The organism is Aminobacterium thunnarium, from assembly GCF_055390565.1.
The window spans coordinates 2,288,286-2,304,642 of the sequence record NZ_AP042412.1; the positions used below are offsets into that span (position 1 = coordinate 2,288,286).

The window sequence follows — 16,357 nt, forward strand, 5'->3', positions numbered from 1 at the left end:
TGGAAATGGTTGAATCACTTGTCTATCCTGCGTTAAGCCTCGGTGGTTTAGGTTTGTTCTTCGGCTTGCTTTTGGGGTTTGCAGCTAAAAAATTTGCCGTGAAAATTGACCCGCGAGTAGCGAAGATTCGAGAGGCTCTGCCAGGGGCTAACTGTGGTGGTTGCGGTTACGCCGGATGTGACGCATATGCATCAGCCGTTGTTTCCGGAGAAGCGAGTCCTGCAAAGTGTACTGCTGGAGGGGCTGAAGTTGCTCAGAAAATAGCTGCTATTCTTGGTGTTGAAGTAGGGCATTTTGTACGGAAGGTTGCCTTTGTAAAGTGTGCAGGATCTAAGGAAAAGGCGAAAGAAATCTCTCTTTACGAAGGAGTATTGGATTGTAGAAAAGCAACAATTGTTCCCGGTGGAGGAACAAAGGCGTGTAAGAATGGTTGTTTAGGTTTTGGAAGTTGTGTTGCTGCTTGTGCTTTTGATGCCATATACATGGAAAATGGAGTCGCTAAAGTCGATGAAAGACTTTGCACAGGATGTGGCGCGTGCGCATCGGTTTGTCCCAGAAATGTCATTACTTTGATTCCGGCTACCCAGGACATTCGCGTTATGTGTAATTCGACACAGAAAGGTGTTGGCGTTAAAAACGTCTGCGAGGCAGGGTGTATCGGTTGTGGACTTTGTGCCAAGATGTGCCCTTCTCAGGCCATTACAATGAAAGACAATTTGCCAGTAATAAATCCGGATCTATGCACAGGATGTCAGGTTTGTGCCATGAAGTGCCCGGTAGGAGCAATTAGTGTTCCTGTTAATGAGAAAGCGAAACAGATGGCAGGCTAAGCATTTTATCTATATAAAAAAATAAATCCCGGGGGTGTTAAAAAATTCCCGGGATTTTTTTTATTCGGTTTGTAAGGAGCAAAGCAATAAATCCCGTGCAGTAACCCGTAATTGTTCCTGAAACAAGAAGAACGGGCAAGTAAAGAAGAATATGCACATTTTGAATAATAAACATTATGACAATAATTTGCCCGATGTTATGGGTAACAGCACCTGCAATGCTGATATATGGTAATGTAAGAGATTCTCTAAAATGACGATCTAGCTCAATCATGAGCAAGCAACTCAGAAGACCTCCAGTAAAGCTACAAAGAAAAGAGATGGCATTCCCGCTGAAAAAGGCTCCCAACCCTATGCGGAGCAGCGTAACCATTAATGCTTCTTTCCATCCATACAGCTGCAAGGCAATAAGAGTAATTATATTGGCAAGCCCCAGCTTGACTCCCGGAAAAATCATGGGAATCTGTGCCTCTGCAACATGAATAGAAAGAGCGAGGCCAACAAGAAGCCCTATAACAATCATGGTTTTTAATTTCGCTTTTTGCATAAAAACCTCCTCGATTTATTGAGACACTGCATCAGGCCCATTGCTTTGGCCTGTTATAGTGATGCTTAATTTAAAAGGCAAGCAGACCGCTGTCTCCCCAGGTGTCGATATCCATCCCGTTTTGACACATTGTTGATGAGGACAGTTGGCTTCCTTAAATCGAATCTTTCCGGGCTCGATTTGTATAACGCTTCGTTGCGTTCCGTTTTCGACATCCCATTCTTCTGAAGAAGCGTTCTTAAGATCTATTTCGCGAAGAATATGCCCGTTACGCTCTATAACAGCATGTACATCCCTTTTCTCCATGTGGTTTTTATAGAGTAGGGACCCTAGAAAACTTAGAATTGTAAGAAGAAAGACAGTTCCTAAGATAATTTTATTGCCCTTTTTCATAAGTAAAATCCTTATTCGTAAGTGTAAAAATTTTCTCTATGCCAGGTGTCCCGTATACTTTTTTCTCTTTGGTCACCATAATGGCTTCAATGTCTTCAAAAGATTGAACTAACTTCAAACCCTTTTCCCTGCCTAATACAAAGAGGGCAGTAGAGAGAGCATCTCCATCTATAGATTTTTTAGAAATAACTGTAACGCTAAGCAAATCTGTTTCTGCCGGGTACCCCTTTCGCGGATCGAAAATGTGGTGATATCGCTTCCCATCCTTTTCAAAAAAACGCTCGTAATTTCCAGATGTTACCACTGAGAGGTCAGAAACATGTAAAATTCCCAAATATGATCCCCGAGGTTCCAAAGGATTTTGTACCCCTACATTCCATAGAGAACCATCAGGTTTTCTTCCCAAAACAAAAATATTTCCTCCTAAATCGATCAAAGCGCTTTTTATGCCTTCTTTTTTAAGAATAGCAACAACCTCGTCTGCTGCATACCCCTTGGCGATTCCTCCTAAATCAAGGTGTTGTCCGGAACGTGGAAGACGAATGCTCATATTTTTTTTATCTAGCTGAACCTCTTTATAGTTTATAAGGGAAACAGCGTGAGCAATCTCCTCTTCTGAAGGAAGACGCTCTTCCGGCGTTCCAATACCCCAAAGATCAACTAACCCACCAATAGTTGGATCGAAGGTGCCAGAACTTCTATAAGCATAATCAATGGCCTTTTCGACAACATAGAACGTATCTTCGTGAACAGATATAAATGGTGAGTCAGAGGAGATATTAACATTATAAATATCTGAATTAGTGTCGTGTGTCGACATATGACCTTCAATATCGTGAATGCGTGACAAGCTCTTTTCGAGAGCTTGATTTGCTTCTTTTCCCCATATTTGAAAGTGAAGAATGGTACCTAGAGCGTAGCTTGTTTGTTCTAAAGAACGTGGAGTATTGGCTGACCTCGTAAAAAAGATGGCAAGTAAAAACATTATGCCAAGAGTGATTGTCCAAAAAACTTTTTTCAAAATCTGCACCTCTATTGTCTCTGATTTCTTGTGCTCTTTATTGTACGTGGATCAGAAGAATATGGCTACCACATAACAAAAAACTTCTAAAAGCCCCTCTATCACCTTCCTAGCAAAACATAACTTTTTAAAATAAATGTTATCTCTTTCGAAAAATAATTAATTAAAAGGCATTATAGAGCTTACTTTTAGTAATTATTTATATTATAAATAGTAATCATACTGATTTATATATAATTGTATGTAAATAAACATATTTTTATATTTAAACTTTTCCCTTTCTCGTTGACTTTGTTATTGTGATAGCATACACTAAGTCTAGAAAAGGTTTACATTCTTTATACAATATACGCATAGGGAGGTAGTTGCCGTGGAAGTAATTGATGTTGTAAGAGGTATCAATAATATTCTGTGGAGTTACGTTCTTATTTTCCTTCTTTGCGGAACTGGTATTTATTTTACTTTTCGCCTTAATTTTGTTCAGATACGCAAATTTGGAGCTGTTTGCAGAAATGCTTTTGGTGGTTTAACTCTTTTCGGAGAAAGAGCTGGAAAAGAGGGAATGTCCTCTTTTCAATCTTTGGCGACAGCTATTGCTGCACAAGTTGGAACGGGAAATCTTGCTGGAGCTGCCACAGCCATTGCTTCTGGAGGACCAGGGGCTATATTCTGGATGTGGATTAGTGCCTTCTTTGGCATGAGCACTATCTTCTCAGAGGCTGTTCTTGCTCAAACATATAAAGAGAAAGATGTTGACGGTCAGATTGTTGGAGGTCCTGCCTATTACATTAGCCGAGGTTTTGGAAGTAAGGGATTAGCTGTTTTCTTCGCTATTGCAATTATTATTGCTCTTGGTTTTATCGGAAATATGGTTCAGTCAAACTCTATAAGCGATGCTTTCCAGACGGCTTTTAACCTTCCTGCTCTCTATGTAGGGATTGCAATTGCAATTTTAGCGGGACTCATATTTTTTGGCGGAATCAGCCGTATTGCTTCTTTTACAGAGAAGGCTGTTCCTATTATGGCTCTTATGTATCTTATTGGCGGTGTTATTGTTCTTGTAATGAATGCCGATGCTATCCTTCCAGCCATAAAGATGATTTTTTATGGAGCTTTTAACCCGAAAGCTGCAACAGGGGGCATTATTGGTGTCGGTGTAAAAGAGGCAGTTCGTTACGGTGTTGCGCGTGGGCTCTTCTCCAATGAAGCTGGTATGGGATCTACGCCTCATGCTCACGCTGTTGCTAAGGTAAATCACCCTGCACAACAGGGATTAGTTGCCATTATGGGCGTGTTTATCGATACATTTATCGTTCTTAACATTACTGCTTTTGTCATTCTTACTACAGGTGTTCTTGACGGGAAGACGACAGGTATAGCTTTAACTCAGGCTGGTTTTACTCAAGCCTTCGGAGGATTTGGAAATGCTTTTGTAGCTATTTGCTTACTTTTCTTTGCCTTCTCAACTATCATCGGTTGGTACTTCTTCGGAGAAGCGAATATCCGTTACTTGTTTGGAATCAAGGGATTAACTCCTTACCGAATTCTCGTCATGATTTTCATTGTTATCGGATCAACTATGAAAGTAGATCTTGTCTGGGAGCTTGCTGATACCTTTAACGGCTTAATGGTTATCCCCAACCTTATTGCTGTTCTTGGTCTGGCTAAAGTCGTATCGAAAGCTCTCGATGACTATGATAACGACGGAATGCTGAAGAGTAGTAAGTAGGGCCAATCAGTTCCCCTTTCCCACAAAAAACGGGGCGGTTTTTAAACCGCCCCGTTCCTCATTAATTGCGTTATTGAGTTACATTTCCTAAATGCTGAAGTATTGATTCTACGCGTTGCATCATCTCTCCGTACTGGTTCCAATTCCCTTCACGAAGAGCTTCTTGTGCTTTGCTCCACGCGTCTTGTGCTTGTTGTACCAATTCTTTTATGTTCCCATCATAAGATGGAATAACGCTTTTTTCTTCTTTTTCCCCTTCAGGCGTTGTTGGTACTCGCAGCGAAGGCAGTGTTGTTGGTTTCCCCAGCAGCTTTTCCAGAGCATTGTCGAGTCGTTCATCCCAAACAACCCGACCTCCTGTGGATACGATAACTCTCTTTAACTCTGGAAGATCACTATTTTCAGCCTTTAAGTAAAGAGGCTGCACGTATAAAACAGCATCTTCTATGGGGATAACCATAATATTACCTTTGATTACGTCAGAACCCCTTTGACTCCAGAGTGAAAGCTGCGCGGAAATTTCAGGATGCTGGTTTGTCAGAGCTTCCACCTGAGCTGGACCGTAGATTAACTTTTGTTTGGGGAAGGTGTAGACAAGAACTTCTCCATAAGAATCGCCATCACACCGTCCTGCCATCCAGGCGATCATATTATCTCGCCCAATAGGCATAAAGGGCGTAATGAGTGCAAATTCTGCAGGATGAGTATCCTCAAGTTTCATTATCATGTAGTGGGCAGCTAATTGCTCTGTGCCTTCGCTTCCCCTATAGGTTTGCCATACGTCTTCCTTATTGTAGAAAGTATTAGGATCAAGCATATGGTAGGTTTTAAGAATCTCGCTTTGTACTGAAAAAATATCCTTCGGATAGCGGATATGCTCTCTTAAATTCGGAGACATTTCTTCCATAGGCTTGAAAAGAGACGGAAATATCTTATCCCATGTCTGAATAAGCGGATCTGCTTTATCTGCAATGAAGAACTGCACAGTTCCATCATAGGCATCTACCGTTGCTTTTACGCTGTTTCTAATGTAATTAATTCTGAAGTATCCCTTTCTGCTACCGGCAGAGACTGAAATAGGCTCGGAATAAGGATACCGATCAGAAATTGTATAGGCATCTTGAATCCACACAAGGCGTCCATTATGAATAACGAGATATGGATCTGAATCGTAGAGTAAGAACGGAGCGAGCCTGTGTAATCGTTGCTGAACATTTCGGTACAGAAGAATGCGACTTTCAGGGGTGAAAAATGTTGTAAATAAAATTTTCGAGTCGCCGTACTTCATTGCAAAAAGCATTCTTCTGAAGAAAGAACCGATTGAAACACCACCAGTTCCTTCATATGTTGTTCGTGCGTTGGAATTACCCATGGGATAATCGAATTCCTTCTCCGTTGTGTTAACGAAAACGTAGGAATCTGGTTTTTCCCCATAGTAAATTTGCGGTCTCTCAAGTTCTACAGGAATATGAATTCGAGGAGGAAGGTTCTCAATCCACAGAATAGGAAGTCCGCTGGAGCTTACTTCATTAACGGGATTCATAACGAGCCCGTATCCATGAGTAAATTCTACGTGTTGGTTGACCCACGTTGGATTTTGTAGCCGTTTGAGGTCGAGTTCACGAGCAGCTATCATTACTTGGCGATACTGCCCATTAAAGCGATAGCGGTCTATGTCTACGTCAATGAAATCGTAGTATGAGCGGATTTCTTGTAACTGCTTAAAACTTCTGAGAAGGGGTCTGGAATCCCATAAACGAACATTCTGCATCGTTCCCTTGTTCATTTCTAACTTTTCCCACGTAACCTCAGATTCCGGAAGCATAGAGACAGTCTTAACTTTCTTCAAATCATAGGCTTGCAAGGTAGCTTCAATGTTATGTTCGATATACGGACGCTCTTTATCGAATTCATTGGGCTCTACAACATATTTTTGAATAATCCCGGGGTAAATTCCTCGTAAGATAACTGAAGCTAAAACTAAAAAACCAAGGGTTATAGCTGAAAATTTCCATGTGCTTTTATATATTCCCACAATAAGAAGCACAGAGACGAGAAGAGTGAGTCCCGTCATTAAATTAAGAGCAAGCAAATCGGCATGAATATCAGTGTAACTGGCTCCAAATGCAACTCCCCGGGGAGAGTAAAGAAGGTTAAAACGGTCGAGCCAAAATCCAACAGCCCATAGAAGCGCAATGGCTGCTACAAGCAAAGAGAGATGTTTAAAGACAGCCTTAGGAACAGCTCCGCGATGTTCGGCCACTAGAGGTGCAATGACAAAAGCATAGAGCGCTGCTGAACCTATGAGACTTAAAATAAGAATCCCCAATCCCCACTCTTGTGCAAAAGACCAGAAGGGCAAACGATATATATAAAAAGAGATATCTTTGCCGAAGATAGGGTCGATGTTTCCAAAGGGGGCGCTATTGAGAAATCGTAAAATCATATCCCAATGTTTTTGTGTTGATGCGCCATTTATCAGAGCAAAAGCTCCGGCGCCAATTAAGACAGCCGTTGAAGTCAGTTTTTGTGGAATATTTCCAAATGGTGAATCTGGTGGAAGAAGTTTCAGCGTATTATGCCGGGCGATGCGGAAGTTGAAGAAAAGCAACACGAAAGATAAAAGCGTTGCAACTCCAAATAAAATCCACTTTGGAATGAGCATAGTCCAAAAAACAGCTGTTTGGTTTTGGGCATCAAACCAAAGGTAATCAATATAAAAGTTAGCAAGAGAAGGAAACGCCAAAAAAACGAGAACAACACACGCTACAAGTATCCAGAGGAATTTCTTTCCTTTGGGAAAGACTGGAAATTTTATCTCGCGGCGAGATGTTGGTTCTTCATTTTCTCCATTGTTACCAAACCATTTTTCTTCTGGAAATTTATAGAATTTAGTCATGAATCTATTTTAACGGACTTTTTCACGCCGTCAAAAAAGTTTTTATGTAAAGAGTACGTTATAATATATTAAAAAGGTACTGGAGGGAGCGCATGATGGTGGGGGAGTTGAAACTCCAGAGTATCGGTACTATCCGGTCGCCATTTCGAGAAAGAAAGGGAATGCCCATTCAGCCTGTAGGGGCGAGGGGCATTCGTGGCACTGTCGAAGTCTTGCCTGAATTTGAAAAAGGTCTTCAAGATCTTGAAGGTTTCTCCCATATCTATCTTTTATATTGGTTTCATCTTTCAGAAGGTTTCGATTTAACCGTAAAGCCTTTTATGGATTCGGAATATCATGGCGTTTTTGCAACCCGCGCGCCGCGAAGGCCTAACCAAATTGGCCTGTCAGTTGTTCGGTTAGTGGCAATAAAAGGGAATAAGTTGACTGTTGAAGACATTGATATCCTTGATGGAACGCCTCTTTTAGATATTAAACCCTTTGTGCCTGAGTTTGATATTTTCGGCCGGCAATTCCGTGCTGGTTGGCTAGAAAAACAGGCAGTAAGTCCAGAAAATGTGAAGGCGGACGAACGTTTTAGCGGATAGAATAATGTAGTTTTTTATAAAAAAGAGTTACTAAAAGCAAGGGGGGTAGCGTTCAACGCTACCCCCCTTGCTTTTTACATACTAACTATATATCAAAAAGTTTAATTAACATCAAAATATTGACGAATTGAAAAAACATCCATATACTTATAAACATCCAGGAAGAAAAAAGCTATTGAAAATATTGCGGAAGGAATGAAATCTTATGCCTGAAGAAAAAGATATTCATCCAATCCTTCGTTCTTATATCCCTTTAGTAAAGGCTCTTGCAGAAACGCTAGGTCCTGATTATGAGGTAGTGTTGCAAAGTACTAAAGATCCAGAAAACTCGGTTGTAGCTATCGAGAATGGATATGTAACTGGACGAAAAGAGGGTGCTCCCTTAACGGATTTTGCTCTATATATTTTTAAAAAAGCCATTTCAAGAGATTTCAACTACGTTGCGAATTATTTAACGAAAACACAAAGTGGTGAAAAACTCCGCTCAACAACAATTTTTATCCGAGATGAAAATCAAGACATTATTGGATTCCTTTGTTTAAATTTTAATATGTCAAAAGCTTTAATTATGAATGATATAATTGCTCCCCTTCTCAAGGTCCACGAGTTACGTGGTGCTTTCGAATCAAAATCAGAAATATTCCCAAGTCATATAGAAGAACTAATTGAAGAAAGTTTGCAGAGAGTTCGGCAAAGGTTTTCTAAACCTTGCTATTTAATGAGTCGCACAGAAAAAGTTGAGGTCATTAAATATCTTGACGATGAAGGTTTTTTCTTACTCAAAGGTTCAATAGAAACTTTGGCGGAAGAAATGGGTAACACTAAATACACGATTTATTCGTATTTACGAGATGTAAGACAAACTGAAGAATCTAAATCATAAGGAAGGAAGATGTAGAAGAATGAAGAAAGTAATAGCATCATCAGCTGCTCCTAAGGCGGTAGGACCATATTCGCAAGCTATTCAAGCAGGAGATTATCTTTTTGCTTCAGGGCAACTTCCAGTTGACCCTGCAGTGGGGAAAATCATCGAAGGAGATATTCAAGCTCAATTCCATCAGATTATGAAAAATTTGAACGCTGTGCTTCAGGAAGCGGGCCTCTCTTTCAATGATGTAGTTAAAACTACTGTTTTCGTAACCGATATGGCTGATTTCGCTGCTATAAATGCGGTGTACGCAGAGTATTTCCCGAACGATAAGCCAGCACGATCTTGTGTTCAGGTTGCCGCGTTGCCTTTGGGCGGTCAAGTAGAAATGGAGCTCATTGCTTTTTGCGGGAAATAAGATTTTTCAGTTTTGTTGATAATGTAAAAAAATAAATAGGGAAATTAGGGGAGGACGTACAATGAAAAAGTTTATGTCATGTTTAGCTTTAGTTGCACTTGTGACTCTTTGTTTTGGTTCCTTTGCTTTTGCCGCAGAAACATTTCCACAGAAAAACATTAAAATTATTGTTCCTTTTGCTCCAGGCGGCGGAGTAGATGTTACATGCCGTTTAATGGCTGAAGTTGCTCCCAAATATATGAATGGGAAAAAAATTGTTGTCGAAAATATGCCAGGTGGCGGTGCTGTTATCGGCCAGACTTTTGTATCAAAGGCTAAAGCTGATGGATACACAATTTTGGCTTATACATCCTCTGTTGTTACCAATCCAATGACTAAAAAAACTACATATACACATAAGTCATTTAAACCAATAGCAATGTATTGTTTTGACCCTGAGATTGTTATGGTTCCAGAAAATTCTCCGTATAAGACTTTAGAAGAATTTATCGGAGCCGCTAAAACAAAAGAAATTAGCCTTGCTACTCCTGGCTACTCTACCTCTCACCATATTGCTTGCCTCATTCTTGAGAATCGTTTGGGCGTTAAATTTGGATATGTACATAATGAAAGCGCAGCTATGCAAGTACAGCAGCTTTTGGGCGGTCACGTAGAAGCGGGAATGATGGCTCTTGGAGAAGCATCCGGCTTCATTAAAGATGGAACAATGCGTGCCCTCGGTGTTATGACAAACGAGAGACCAAAAGATTTTTCTTTTATTCCTACCTTCAAAGAGGAAGGAACTGACCTTGTATGGGGTGCTTTTAGAGGATTAGCTGTTCCAGAAGGAACTTCAGATGAAACCGTCAAAGCACTTGATGAACTCTTCGGAAAAATAATAAACGATGAGGATTTTGCAGCTCGTATGGCTAAAGCTGGTTACCCACTGGTTTATAGAAATGCACCTGATTTCGGATCTTATGTAGAGGAAGTTGCAACTGAGCTCGAAAAAATAGTTCCAACTTTGAATCAATAGTAATTTTATTTTAACGATTAAAATTCGGGGGCATCGTCTGGCAAACGAAATTTTGCCCCCGAATCATATGAGGTGGGCCCATGAAAAATTGGAAAAAAGATTTCTTATTGGCAATAGTTCTCTTGGTTATAAGCGTATTTGTATTTATCGAAGCTGGAAATTTTCCTGATATTGCTGCACATTTTCCCAAGCGCGTTGCTGTTGTCATTTTTCTATTAGCAGCACCTTTGCTTGGACGTAGCCTTAATGAACGCAAGAAAGAAGTAGAATCCGAGAGCGAAAAAAAACGGTATAAGAGCGTTTATTCCGTTATTATCTCCATTGCTGTATATATTCTTATTCTTCCTAAAGCAGGTTACCTTGTTTCTTCATTAGCTTTAATGCTCTTTATAATGTGCAACCTTGGTTATGCCAATAAAAAGAGAGCCCTTATAACGGCTATTTTATCAGTATTTGTGATTTTTGCCGTGTTTAGGTTCCTTTTAGGGGTTCCCTTACCTCTTGGCGTTTTTGTAGAAGGATAAATAAACCAGAGGTTAAGGAGGTCTATCGATATAAATGGAACATATTTTGTCTGCATTTGTTGAAATTTTTACGCCAGGCGTATTTCTTTTCCTTTTCATTGGTGTTTGTATAGGTCTTGTCGTTGGCTCTTTGCCAGGCCTGAATGACACTATTACGTTAGCAGTACTTGTTCCTGTTACGTTCTCTATGGATCCAAGTTACGCGTTTATGCTTCTTGTCGGTGTTTATACGTCGGCTTGCTATGGTGGCTCTATTCCGGCGATCCTTTTAAAAATTCCAGGAACAGCTTCTTCTGTGGTGACGTCTCTTGACGGATATCAGATGACTTTAAAGGGAAAGGCTGGCCAAGCTCTTGGTATTTCAACAACAAGTTCAGTTTTTGGCGGATTAGTCAGTTCCCTTGTTCTTATGTTTTTGGCGCCGGTTCTTGCAAAATATGCCTTGCGTTTTGGCCCTCCTGAATACTTTGCTCTTGCAATTTTAGGTTTAAGTACAGTTGCAGGTATGTCAGGAAAGAATGTTCTTAAAAGCCTTATCGTGTGTGCAATAGGACTGCTTATCGCTACTATTGGCATGAGCCCACAAACAGGTTTTCCCCGTTTTGACTTCGGAAACCCATATTTACTAGAGGGGATTCCATTTGTCCCAATGTTGATCGGTCTTTTTGGAGTAACGTCAGTATTGGAAGTAGCTGAAGAAATTGGACAAAGGAGCAAGGGGAATGTCTCTTTGGATATTCCTAAAATTGGAAAAGTATTGCCTGATAAGAAGATGGTAAAGCGTCTTTTACCTACATGGCTTACCTCTTCCGCTATTGGAAACGTAATTGGAGTTATTCCAGGAGCAGGAATGTTAATGGCCATTTATTTAGCATACGACCAAGCTATTCGAAGTAATAAAGATAAAGAGTTTGGAACTGGTGTTCCTGAAGGAGTAGCTGCGCCAGAAGCAGCCAACAACGCTGTAGTTGCAAGTTCAATGGTTCCTTTGATGGCTCTCGGAGTTCCTGGAAATTCCACATCAGCTCTTTTCTTAGGCGCATTGATGATACAAGGACTTCGACCTGGTCCTTCTCTATTCCAAGATTTCCCAGAAGTGGCTTACCTTATCATTGTTGGTTTCTTTGTAGCAAATATCCTTATGGGGCCACTGGGAATTATGCTGGGGAAATTTTTATCAGGAGTTATTTTCAAAATTCCTAAAGAAGTTCTCGCGAGTGTTATTGCGATGTTATGCATTACCGGTGCTTTTGCTGTGGGAAATAGCGTCTTTAATATTTGGGTAATGCTTTTCTTCGGAATTTTAGGATTTGTTTTTAACAAACTTAAGTTGCCACATTCACCGTTAATTTTAGCCGTGATTTTAGGCGCCATGATGGAAAGAGGGCTCTATCAGAGTCTCGTTCTTTCAAAAGGGTCATACATGATCTTTTTACAGCGGCCTATCAGTCTTGTCATGTTGATTGTTGCAACGCTTTTTGCTATTGCTCCTATTCTTAAAAAGATTAAACAGATGAAGAGTGCTTCAATAAATTAATGAAATTTTAAGAAAATATTTATAAGGAAAGAGGTTTCTTAAATTATGCGCAAAGAGGAAATTTACGCTAAAGCACTATCTGCCCATCAGGAATCCAAAGGGAAAGTTGCCATTACGAGCAAGCTTCCCGTAGAGAGCATGGCCGATCTGGCCATTGCCTATACTCCAGGAGTTGCCGAACCTTGCCGTGAAATAGAAAGGAATCCTGAAGCCGTCTATGACGTTACGTCAAAAGGGAATATGGTTGCCGTCGTTACCGATGGTTCTGCCGTTCTCGGACTCGGCGATATCGGACCTGAAGCAGCATTGCCCGTTATGGAGGGAAAAGCTGTTCTTTTCAAACGTTTTGCCGGAGTCGATGCATTCCCTATCTGCATCAAATCACAGGACCCTGACGAAATTGTTCGGACTACCGCTCTTATTACACCAGCATTCGGTGGTATCAACCTTGAAGATATCTCTGCTCCTCGATGTTTCGAGATTGAGCGTCGCTTAAAAGAGATTTGCGATATCCCCGTTTTTCACGATGATCAGCATGGAACAGCCGTTATCGTTCTCGCCGGTCTCCTCAATGCCTTCAGATTGGTGAAGAAAAAGATAGAAGATGTGAAAATTGTTATGAGTGGTGCCGGAGCTGCGGGAATGGCTATTTGTCGTTTCCTTCTTTCTGCCGGGGCTGTGAATGTTATTTTGTGTGACCGAAGCGGCGCCATTTATGATGGCCGTCCGGAGCATATGAACTGGGCCAAGGAAGAGATCGCCAAAGAGACCAACCCCAACAAAGAGAAAGGTTCTCTTGCAGATGTTTTGAAAGGAGCCGACGTATTTCTCGGCATATCCGCGCCTGGAGTTCTCACCACTGACATGGTAAAGACAATGGGCAAAGATGCCATTATCTTTGCTATGGCCAATCCTACGCCTGAAATTTATCCTGATGAAGCTCAGGCTGGCGGTGCTGCTGTTATTGCTACAGGGAGAAGCGATTTCCCGAACCAGATCAACAACTGTCTTGGTTTCCCTGGCATTTTCAGAGGCGCTCTTGATGTTCGCGCAAGCACAATCAACGAAGAGATGAAACTTGCTGCCAGTAAAGCTATCGCTGAGCTCATTTCTGATGATGAACTCACAGCTGAAAGAATTATTCCCGAAGCTCTCGATCCTCGCGTTGCCCCGGCCGTTGCCAAAGCTGTCGCAGAGGCAGCCAGAAAAACAGGTGTAGCTCGAGTATAAAACTCTTAGGAGGCAGACCATGGATTTTAGAATAGAAAAAGATTCTTTGGGAGAGGTGCGTGTCCCCAGCGATAAGTTGTGGGGTGCCCAAACTCAAAGAAGCTTCCAGAATTTCAAAATTGGAACGGAAAAGATGCCTGCAGAAGTACTTCATGCCTTTTTTATTTTGAAGAAGGCCGCAGCTCTTGCTAACGTTAAACTTAATAAATTGAATAAAGATAAGGCCGAAGCGATTATACAGGCTGCTGATGAAGCTCTAGATAATAAACTTTCAGAAAATTTCCCGCTTGTAGTTTGGCAAACGGGAAGTGGCACCCAATCAAATATGAACGTGAATGAGGTACTTGCGCATAGAGCCAATCAAATAAACGAAAAAGCTTCTGTTCATCCCAACGACCATGTCAATATGTCGCAAAGTTCCAATGATACTTTCCCGACAGCTATGCATATAGCGGCAGTTCTTGCTTTGGAAGAAAGTGTTTTGCCTGCGTTAAAAACATTGCGGGCCTCTCTTCAAAAGAAGTCTGAAGCTTTTATGGATATAGTAAAAATTGGCCGGACTCACCTGCAAGACGCAACGCCACTTACCCTTGGACAGGAATTTAGTGGCTGGGTGAATATGCTTGATCGCTGTGAAATGATGATTAAGCAAGGAAGTGACAGTCTCAAAGAACTTGCGTTAGGGGGAACGGCTGTCGGTACGGGGTTAAATGCACATCCCGATTTTGCTCGCCTTGTGGCTGAGGAAATAGCGACTTTGACAGGTTTTCCTTTTAAAACCGCACCGAATAAATTCCATTCTTTAACGAGTAAAGATGAATTAGTGTACGCACATGGTGCTCTCAAAGCCTTGGCTGCTGATCTTATGAAGATAGCTAACGATGTTCGCTGGCTCGCATCAGGTCCTCGTTGTGGCTTAGGCGAACTTATCATCCCTGCCAATGAGCCGGGAAGTTCTATTATGCCAGGTAAAGTTAATCCTACGCAGTGTGAAGCTGTAACTATGGTTGCCGTTCAGGTTATGGGGAATGACACTGCTGTTGGTATTGCTGCAAGTCAGGGCAACTTTGAGCTTAATGTGTATATGCCGGTGCTTATCTATAACTTCTTGCAATCTTGCCGTTTATTGGCTGATGTAATGATTTCTTTCGAGAAGAATTGCGTTGCTGGAATTACTCCTAATAACGAAAAAATTGAGCATAATCTCAATAATTCTCTCATGCTTGTTACAGCTTTGTCTCCTCACATTGGTTATGACAAAGCAGCTGAAATAGCTAAAACAGCTCATAAAAACGGAACATCATTGAAAGAAGCGGCTCTTGCTCTTCAGTACGTTACAGAGGAAGAGTTTTCTATGTGGGTGCAGCCTAAAAACATGGTAGGACCCCACGCATAAGGAGGAAAAACATTGAGTTATTCCAGAGAATTAGCTTCTTTTATTCATGGCGTTGCCTACGAAAAACTTCCAGAAGAAGTTGTAGCTAAAACAAAAGATTGTGTTTTGGATTGGTTAGGGGCGGTGCTGAACGCCTATGAGCATCCTAACGTAACTCAAAAATATATAAACTTCGCTCTTGAAATGGGTGGGGTTGGAAATCTCTCTATATTAGGAAGCGATCAGAAAACGGATCCTCTCTGGGCTGCTTTTGCCAATGGAGCGTTGGGGCATATTTCTGAAGTGGATGATGGGCACCGTGAATCGATTATGCATATCGGAACAGTTGTCTTTCCGGTAATTTGGGCTCTCGGAGCAGAAAAAGGCATAACTGGTCACAAGGCTATAGAAGCAGCTGTTGCGGGATACGATTTGGCTATCCGTGTAGGAGAGTGTCTTGGGCAAGATCACTACACTATTTGGCACACGACTGCAACAGCAGGAACTTTTGGTGCTACGGCTGCGGCGGCGAAAATTTTAGATCTATCTGAAGAACAAATTGTTTGGGCACTTGCTCATGCTGGGGCTCAGGCATCCGGTTTATGGCAATTCCTTCTTGATGGACAGGTAGAAGCAAAACCATTCCATCCAGGGAAAGCTGTTCTTTCAGGAATTATCGCTGCTCGTCTTGCTCAACAGAATATTCCTGGTCCTGAGCATATTTTCGAAGGGGAAAAAGGCTTTTGTAAAGCGGTTTCCCCATCGAGTAATTATGCAAAATTAAACGATAGATTAGGAACTCTATATAAAGTGAGTGAGGTTAACTTTAAGGGGTATCCCACTTGTGGACAGACCCACTCCATGATCGACGCAACTCAAAAAATTTTAAAGAAAACTCCACTTGACCCAGAGAAAATCAAGCGGATTGAAGCTCGAGTTTATCAAAAAGCCATCGATGTTGCTGGCATTCTTAATCCACGGACATTGGAAGAAGCAAAATTTAGCATACCGTTCTGTTTGGCCTTCTTGATAACGAAAAAAGAGATTACTTTTGTCAATATGACCGAAGAGACCTTAAAAGATTCAACTATCCAGAACGTAATGAAGAAAGTTGAACTAGTTTTTGATGAAGATGTAAATAAGAAATTTCCTAAATGTCGTCCATGTAAAGTTTCTATAGAGCTCGTTGATGGAACAATTCTTACGAAAGAGAACTTATACCGACGTGGGGATCCAGAAACACCAATGAGTCGTGAAGAAATGATTGATAAGTTTAACCAACTGACATCGTATCGATTTTCAGAGCAAAAACGAGAAAGTATTGTTCGTTGGACATATGACATGGATAAAATTAATGCATTTGATTTTGAATCCTTACTATAAG

General features: G+C 41.2%; 15 protein-coding genes. 11 read left to right on the forward strand and 4 right to left on the reverse strand.

The window, feature by feature from the left end; translation table 11 throughout:
- The first annotated feature begins 5 nt into the window (after positions 1 to 5).
- Complete coding sequence (locus ACZ5GY_RS11195) at positions 6 to 830, forward strand: RnfABCDGE type electron transport complex subunit B (protein ID WP_213691592.1); 825 nt, start codon at positions 6 to 8, stop codon at positions 828 to 830.
- 37 nt (positions 831 to 867) lie between these two features.
- Here ACZ5GY_RS11195 and ACZ5GY_RS11200 read toward each other — a convergent pair whose 3' ends face one another.
- Genes ACZ5GY_RS11200 through ACZ5GY_RS11210 form a run of 3 tightly spaced genes read right to left on the reverse strand, consistent with a single transcriptional unit; the run spans position 868 to position 2,791 of the window.
- Complete coding sequence (locus ACZ5GY_RS11200; RefSeq protein ID WP_213701655.1) at positions 868 to 1,377, reverse strand: Gx transporter family protein; 510 nt, start codon at positions 1,375 to 1,377, stop codon at positions 868 to 870.
- Positions 1,378 to 1,392: 15 nt separating this feature from the next.
- Positions 1,393 to 1,770, reverse strand: coding sequence for a NusG domain II-containing protein (locus ACZ5GY_RS11205; RefSeq protein WP_213691590.1), 378 nt, complete (start codon positions 1,768 to 1,770; stop codon positions 1,393 to 1,395).
- Positions 1,754 to 2,791 carry an FAD:protein FMN transferase gene (locus tag ACZ5GY_RS11210; RefSeq protein WP_213691589.1) on the reverse strand — a complete coding sequence of 346 codons (1,038 nt, stop codon included), beginning with the start codon at positions 2,789 to 2,791 and terminating at the stop codon, positions 1,754 to 1,756. The genes ACZ5GY_RS11205 and ACZ5GY_RS11210 overlap by 17 nt, the downstream gene beginning before the upstream one ends.
- A 370-nt stretch (positions 2,792 to 3,161) precedes the next feature.
- On the opposite strand from ACZ5GY_RS11210, the gene ACZ5GY_RS11215 reads away from it, so the two are divergent.
- Positions 3,162 to 4,520, forward strand: coding sequence for an alanine/glycine:cation symporter family protein (locus ACZ5GY_RS11215; RefSeq protein WP_213691588.1), 1,359 nt, complete (start codon positions 3,162 to 3,164; stop codon positions 4,518 to 4,520).
- Between the two features lie 70 nt (positions 4,521 to 4,590).
- On the opposite strand, the gene ACZ5GY_RS11220 is transcribed toward ACZ5GY_RS11215, so the two are convergent.
- Positions 4,591 to 7,419 carry a UPF0182 family membrane protein gene (locus tag ACZ5GY_RS11220; RefSeq protein WP_213701654.1) on the reverse strand — a complete coding sequence of 943 codons (2,829 nt, stop codon included), beginning with the start codon at positions 7,417 to 7,419 and terminating at the stop codon, positions 4,591 to 4,593.
- Between the two features lie 92 nt (positions 7,420 to 7,511).
- Here ACZ5GY_RS11220 and tsaA point away from each other — a divergent pair, with 92 nt between their 5' ends.
- The 9 genes from tsaA to ACZ5GY_RS11265 all read left to right on the forward strand — a co-directional run bounded on the left by tsaA (position 7,512) and on the right by ACZ5GY_RS11265 (position 16,356).
- Complete coding sequence (tsaA, locus tag ACZ5GY_RS11225; RefSeq protein ID WP_213691586.1) at positions 7,512 to 8,006, forward strand: tRNA (N6-threonylcarbamoyladenosine(37)-N6)-methyltransferase TrmO; 495 nt, start codon at positions 7,512 to 7,514, stop codon at positions 8,004 to 8,006.
- Positions 8,007 to 8,211: 205 nt separating this feature from the next.
- Positions 8,212 to 8,889 carry a helix-turn-helix transcriptional regulator gene (locus tag ACZ5GY_RS11230; RefSeq protein WP_464111874.1) on the forward strand — a complete coding sequence of 226 codons (678 nt, stop codon included), beginning with the start codon at positions 8,212 to 8,214 and terminating at the stop codon, positions 8,887 to 8,889.
- Between the two features lie 19 nt (positions 8,890 to 8,908).
- Positions 8,909 to 9,292, forward strand: coding sequence for a RidA family protein (locus ACZ5GY_RS11235; protein WP_213691584.1), 384 nt, complete (start codon positions 8,909 to 8,911; stop codon positions 9,290 to 9,292).
- Between the two features lie 61 nt (positions 9,293 to 9,353).
- Positions 9,354 to 10,307, forward strand: a complete 954-nt coding sequence (locus ACZ5GY_RS11240) for a Bug family tripartite tricarboxylate transporter substrate binding protein (protein WP_464111875.1) — start codon at positions 9,354 to 9,356, stop codon at positions 10,305 to 10,307.
- Between the two features lie 80 nt (positions 10,308 to 10,387).
- Complete coding sequence (locus tag ACZ5GY_RS11245; protein ID WP_213691582.1) at positions 10,388 to 10,831, forward strand: tripartite tricarboxylate transporter TctB family protein; 444 nt, start codon at positions 10,388 to 10,390, stop codon at positions 10,829 to 10,831.
- Positions 10,832 to 10,865: 34 nt separating this feature from the next.
- Positions 10,866 to 12,368, forward strand: a complete 1,503-nt coding sequence (locus ACZ5GY_RS11250; RefSeq protein ID WP_213691581.1) for a tripartite tricarboxylate transporter permease — start codon at positions 10,866 to 10,868, stop codon at positions 12,366 to 12,368.
- A 45-nt stretch (positions 12,369 to 12,413) separates the two neighbouring features.
- Complete coding sequence (locus tag ACZ5GY_RS11255) at positions 12,414 to 13,598, forward strand: NAD(P)-dependent malic enzyme (protein WP_464111876.1); 1,185 nt, start codon at positions 12,414 to 12,416, stop codon at positions 13,596 to 13,598.
- 19 nt (positions 13,599 to 13,617) lie between these two features.
- Entirely contained in the window at positions 13,618 to 14,994 is a 1,377-nt protein-coding gene (gene fumC / locus ACZ5GY_RS11260; protein ID WP_464111877.1) for a class II fumarate hydratase, read from the forward strand.
- Positions 14,995 to 15,006: 12 nt separating this feature from the next.
- Complete coding sequence (locus tag ACZ5GY_RS11265) at positions 15,007 to 16,356, forward strand: MmgE/PrpD family protein (RefSeq protein WP_464111878.1); 1,350 nt, start codon at positions 15,007 to 15,009, stop codon at positions 16,354 to 16,356.
- The last annotated feature ends 1 nt before the right edge of the window (position 16,357 follow it).

What these genes read in the sequence shown, in the direction of transcription:
- ACZ5GY_RS11195 (WP_213691592.1), top strand. Translation starts at nt 6, where the DNA reads ATGGTTGAATCACTTGTCTATCCTGCGTTAAGCCTCGGTGGTTTAGGT.
- ACZ5GY_RS11205 (WP_213691590.1), bottom strand. Translation starts at nt 1,770, where the DNA reads ATGAAAAAGGGCAATAAAATTATCTTAGGAACTGTCTTTCTTCTTACA.
- ACZ5GY_RS11250 (WP_213691581.1), top strand. Translation starts at nt 10,866, where the DNA reads ATGGAACATATTTTGTCTGCATTTGTTGAAATTTTTACGCCAGGCGTA.
- fumC (WP_464111877.1), top strand. Translation starts at nt 13,618, where the DNA reads ATGGATTTTAGAATAGAAAAAGATTCTTTGGGAGAGGTGCGTGTCCCC.
- ACZ5GY_RS11220 (WP_213701654.1), bottom strand. Translation starts at nt 7,419, where the DNA reads ATGACTAAATTCTATAAATTTCCAGAAGAAAAATGGTTTGGTAACAAT.
- ACZ5GY_RS11240 (WP_464111875.1), top strand. Translation starts at nt 9,354, where the DNA reads ATGAAAAAGTTTATGTCATGTTTAGCTTTAGTTGCACTTGTGACTCTT.
- tsaA (WP_213691586.1), top strand. Translation starts at nt 7,512, where the DNA reads ATGATGGTGGGGGAGTTGAAACTCCAGAGTATCGGTACTATCCGGTCG.
- ACZ5GY_RS11200 (WP_213701655.1), bottom strand. Translation starts at nt 1,377, where the DNA reads ATGCAAAAAGCGAAATTAAAAACCATGATTGTTATAGGGCTTCTTGTT.
- ACZ5GY_RS11230 (WP_464111874.1), top strand. Translation starts at nt 8,212, where the DNA reads ATGCCTGAAGAAAAAGATATTCATCCAATCCTTCGTTCTTATATCCCT.
- ACZ5GY_RS11235 (WP_213691584.1), top strand. Translation starts at nt 8,909, where the DNA reads ATGAAGAAAGTAATAGCATCATCAGCTGCTCCTAAGGCGGTAGGACCA.
- ACZ5GY_RS11255 (WP_464111876.1), top strand. Translation starts at nt 12,414, where the DNA reads ATGCGCAAAGAGGAAATTTACGCTAAAGCACTATCTGCCCATCAGGAA.
- ACZ5GY_RS11245 (WP_213691582.1), top strand. Translation starts at nt 10,388, where the DNA reads ATGAAAAATTGGAAAAAAGATTTCTTATTGGCAATAGTTCTCTTGGTT.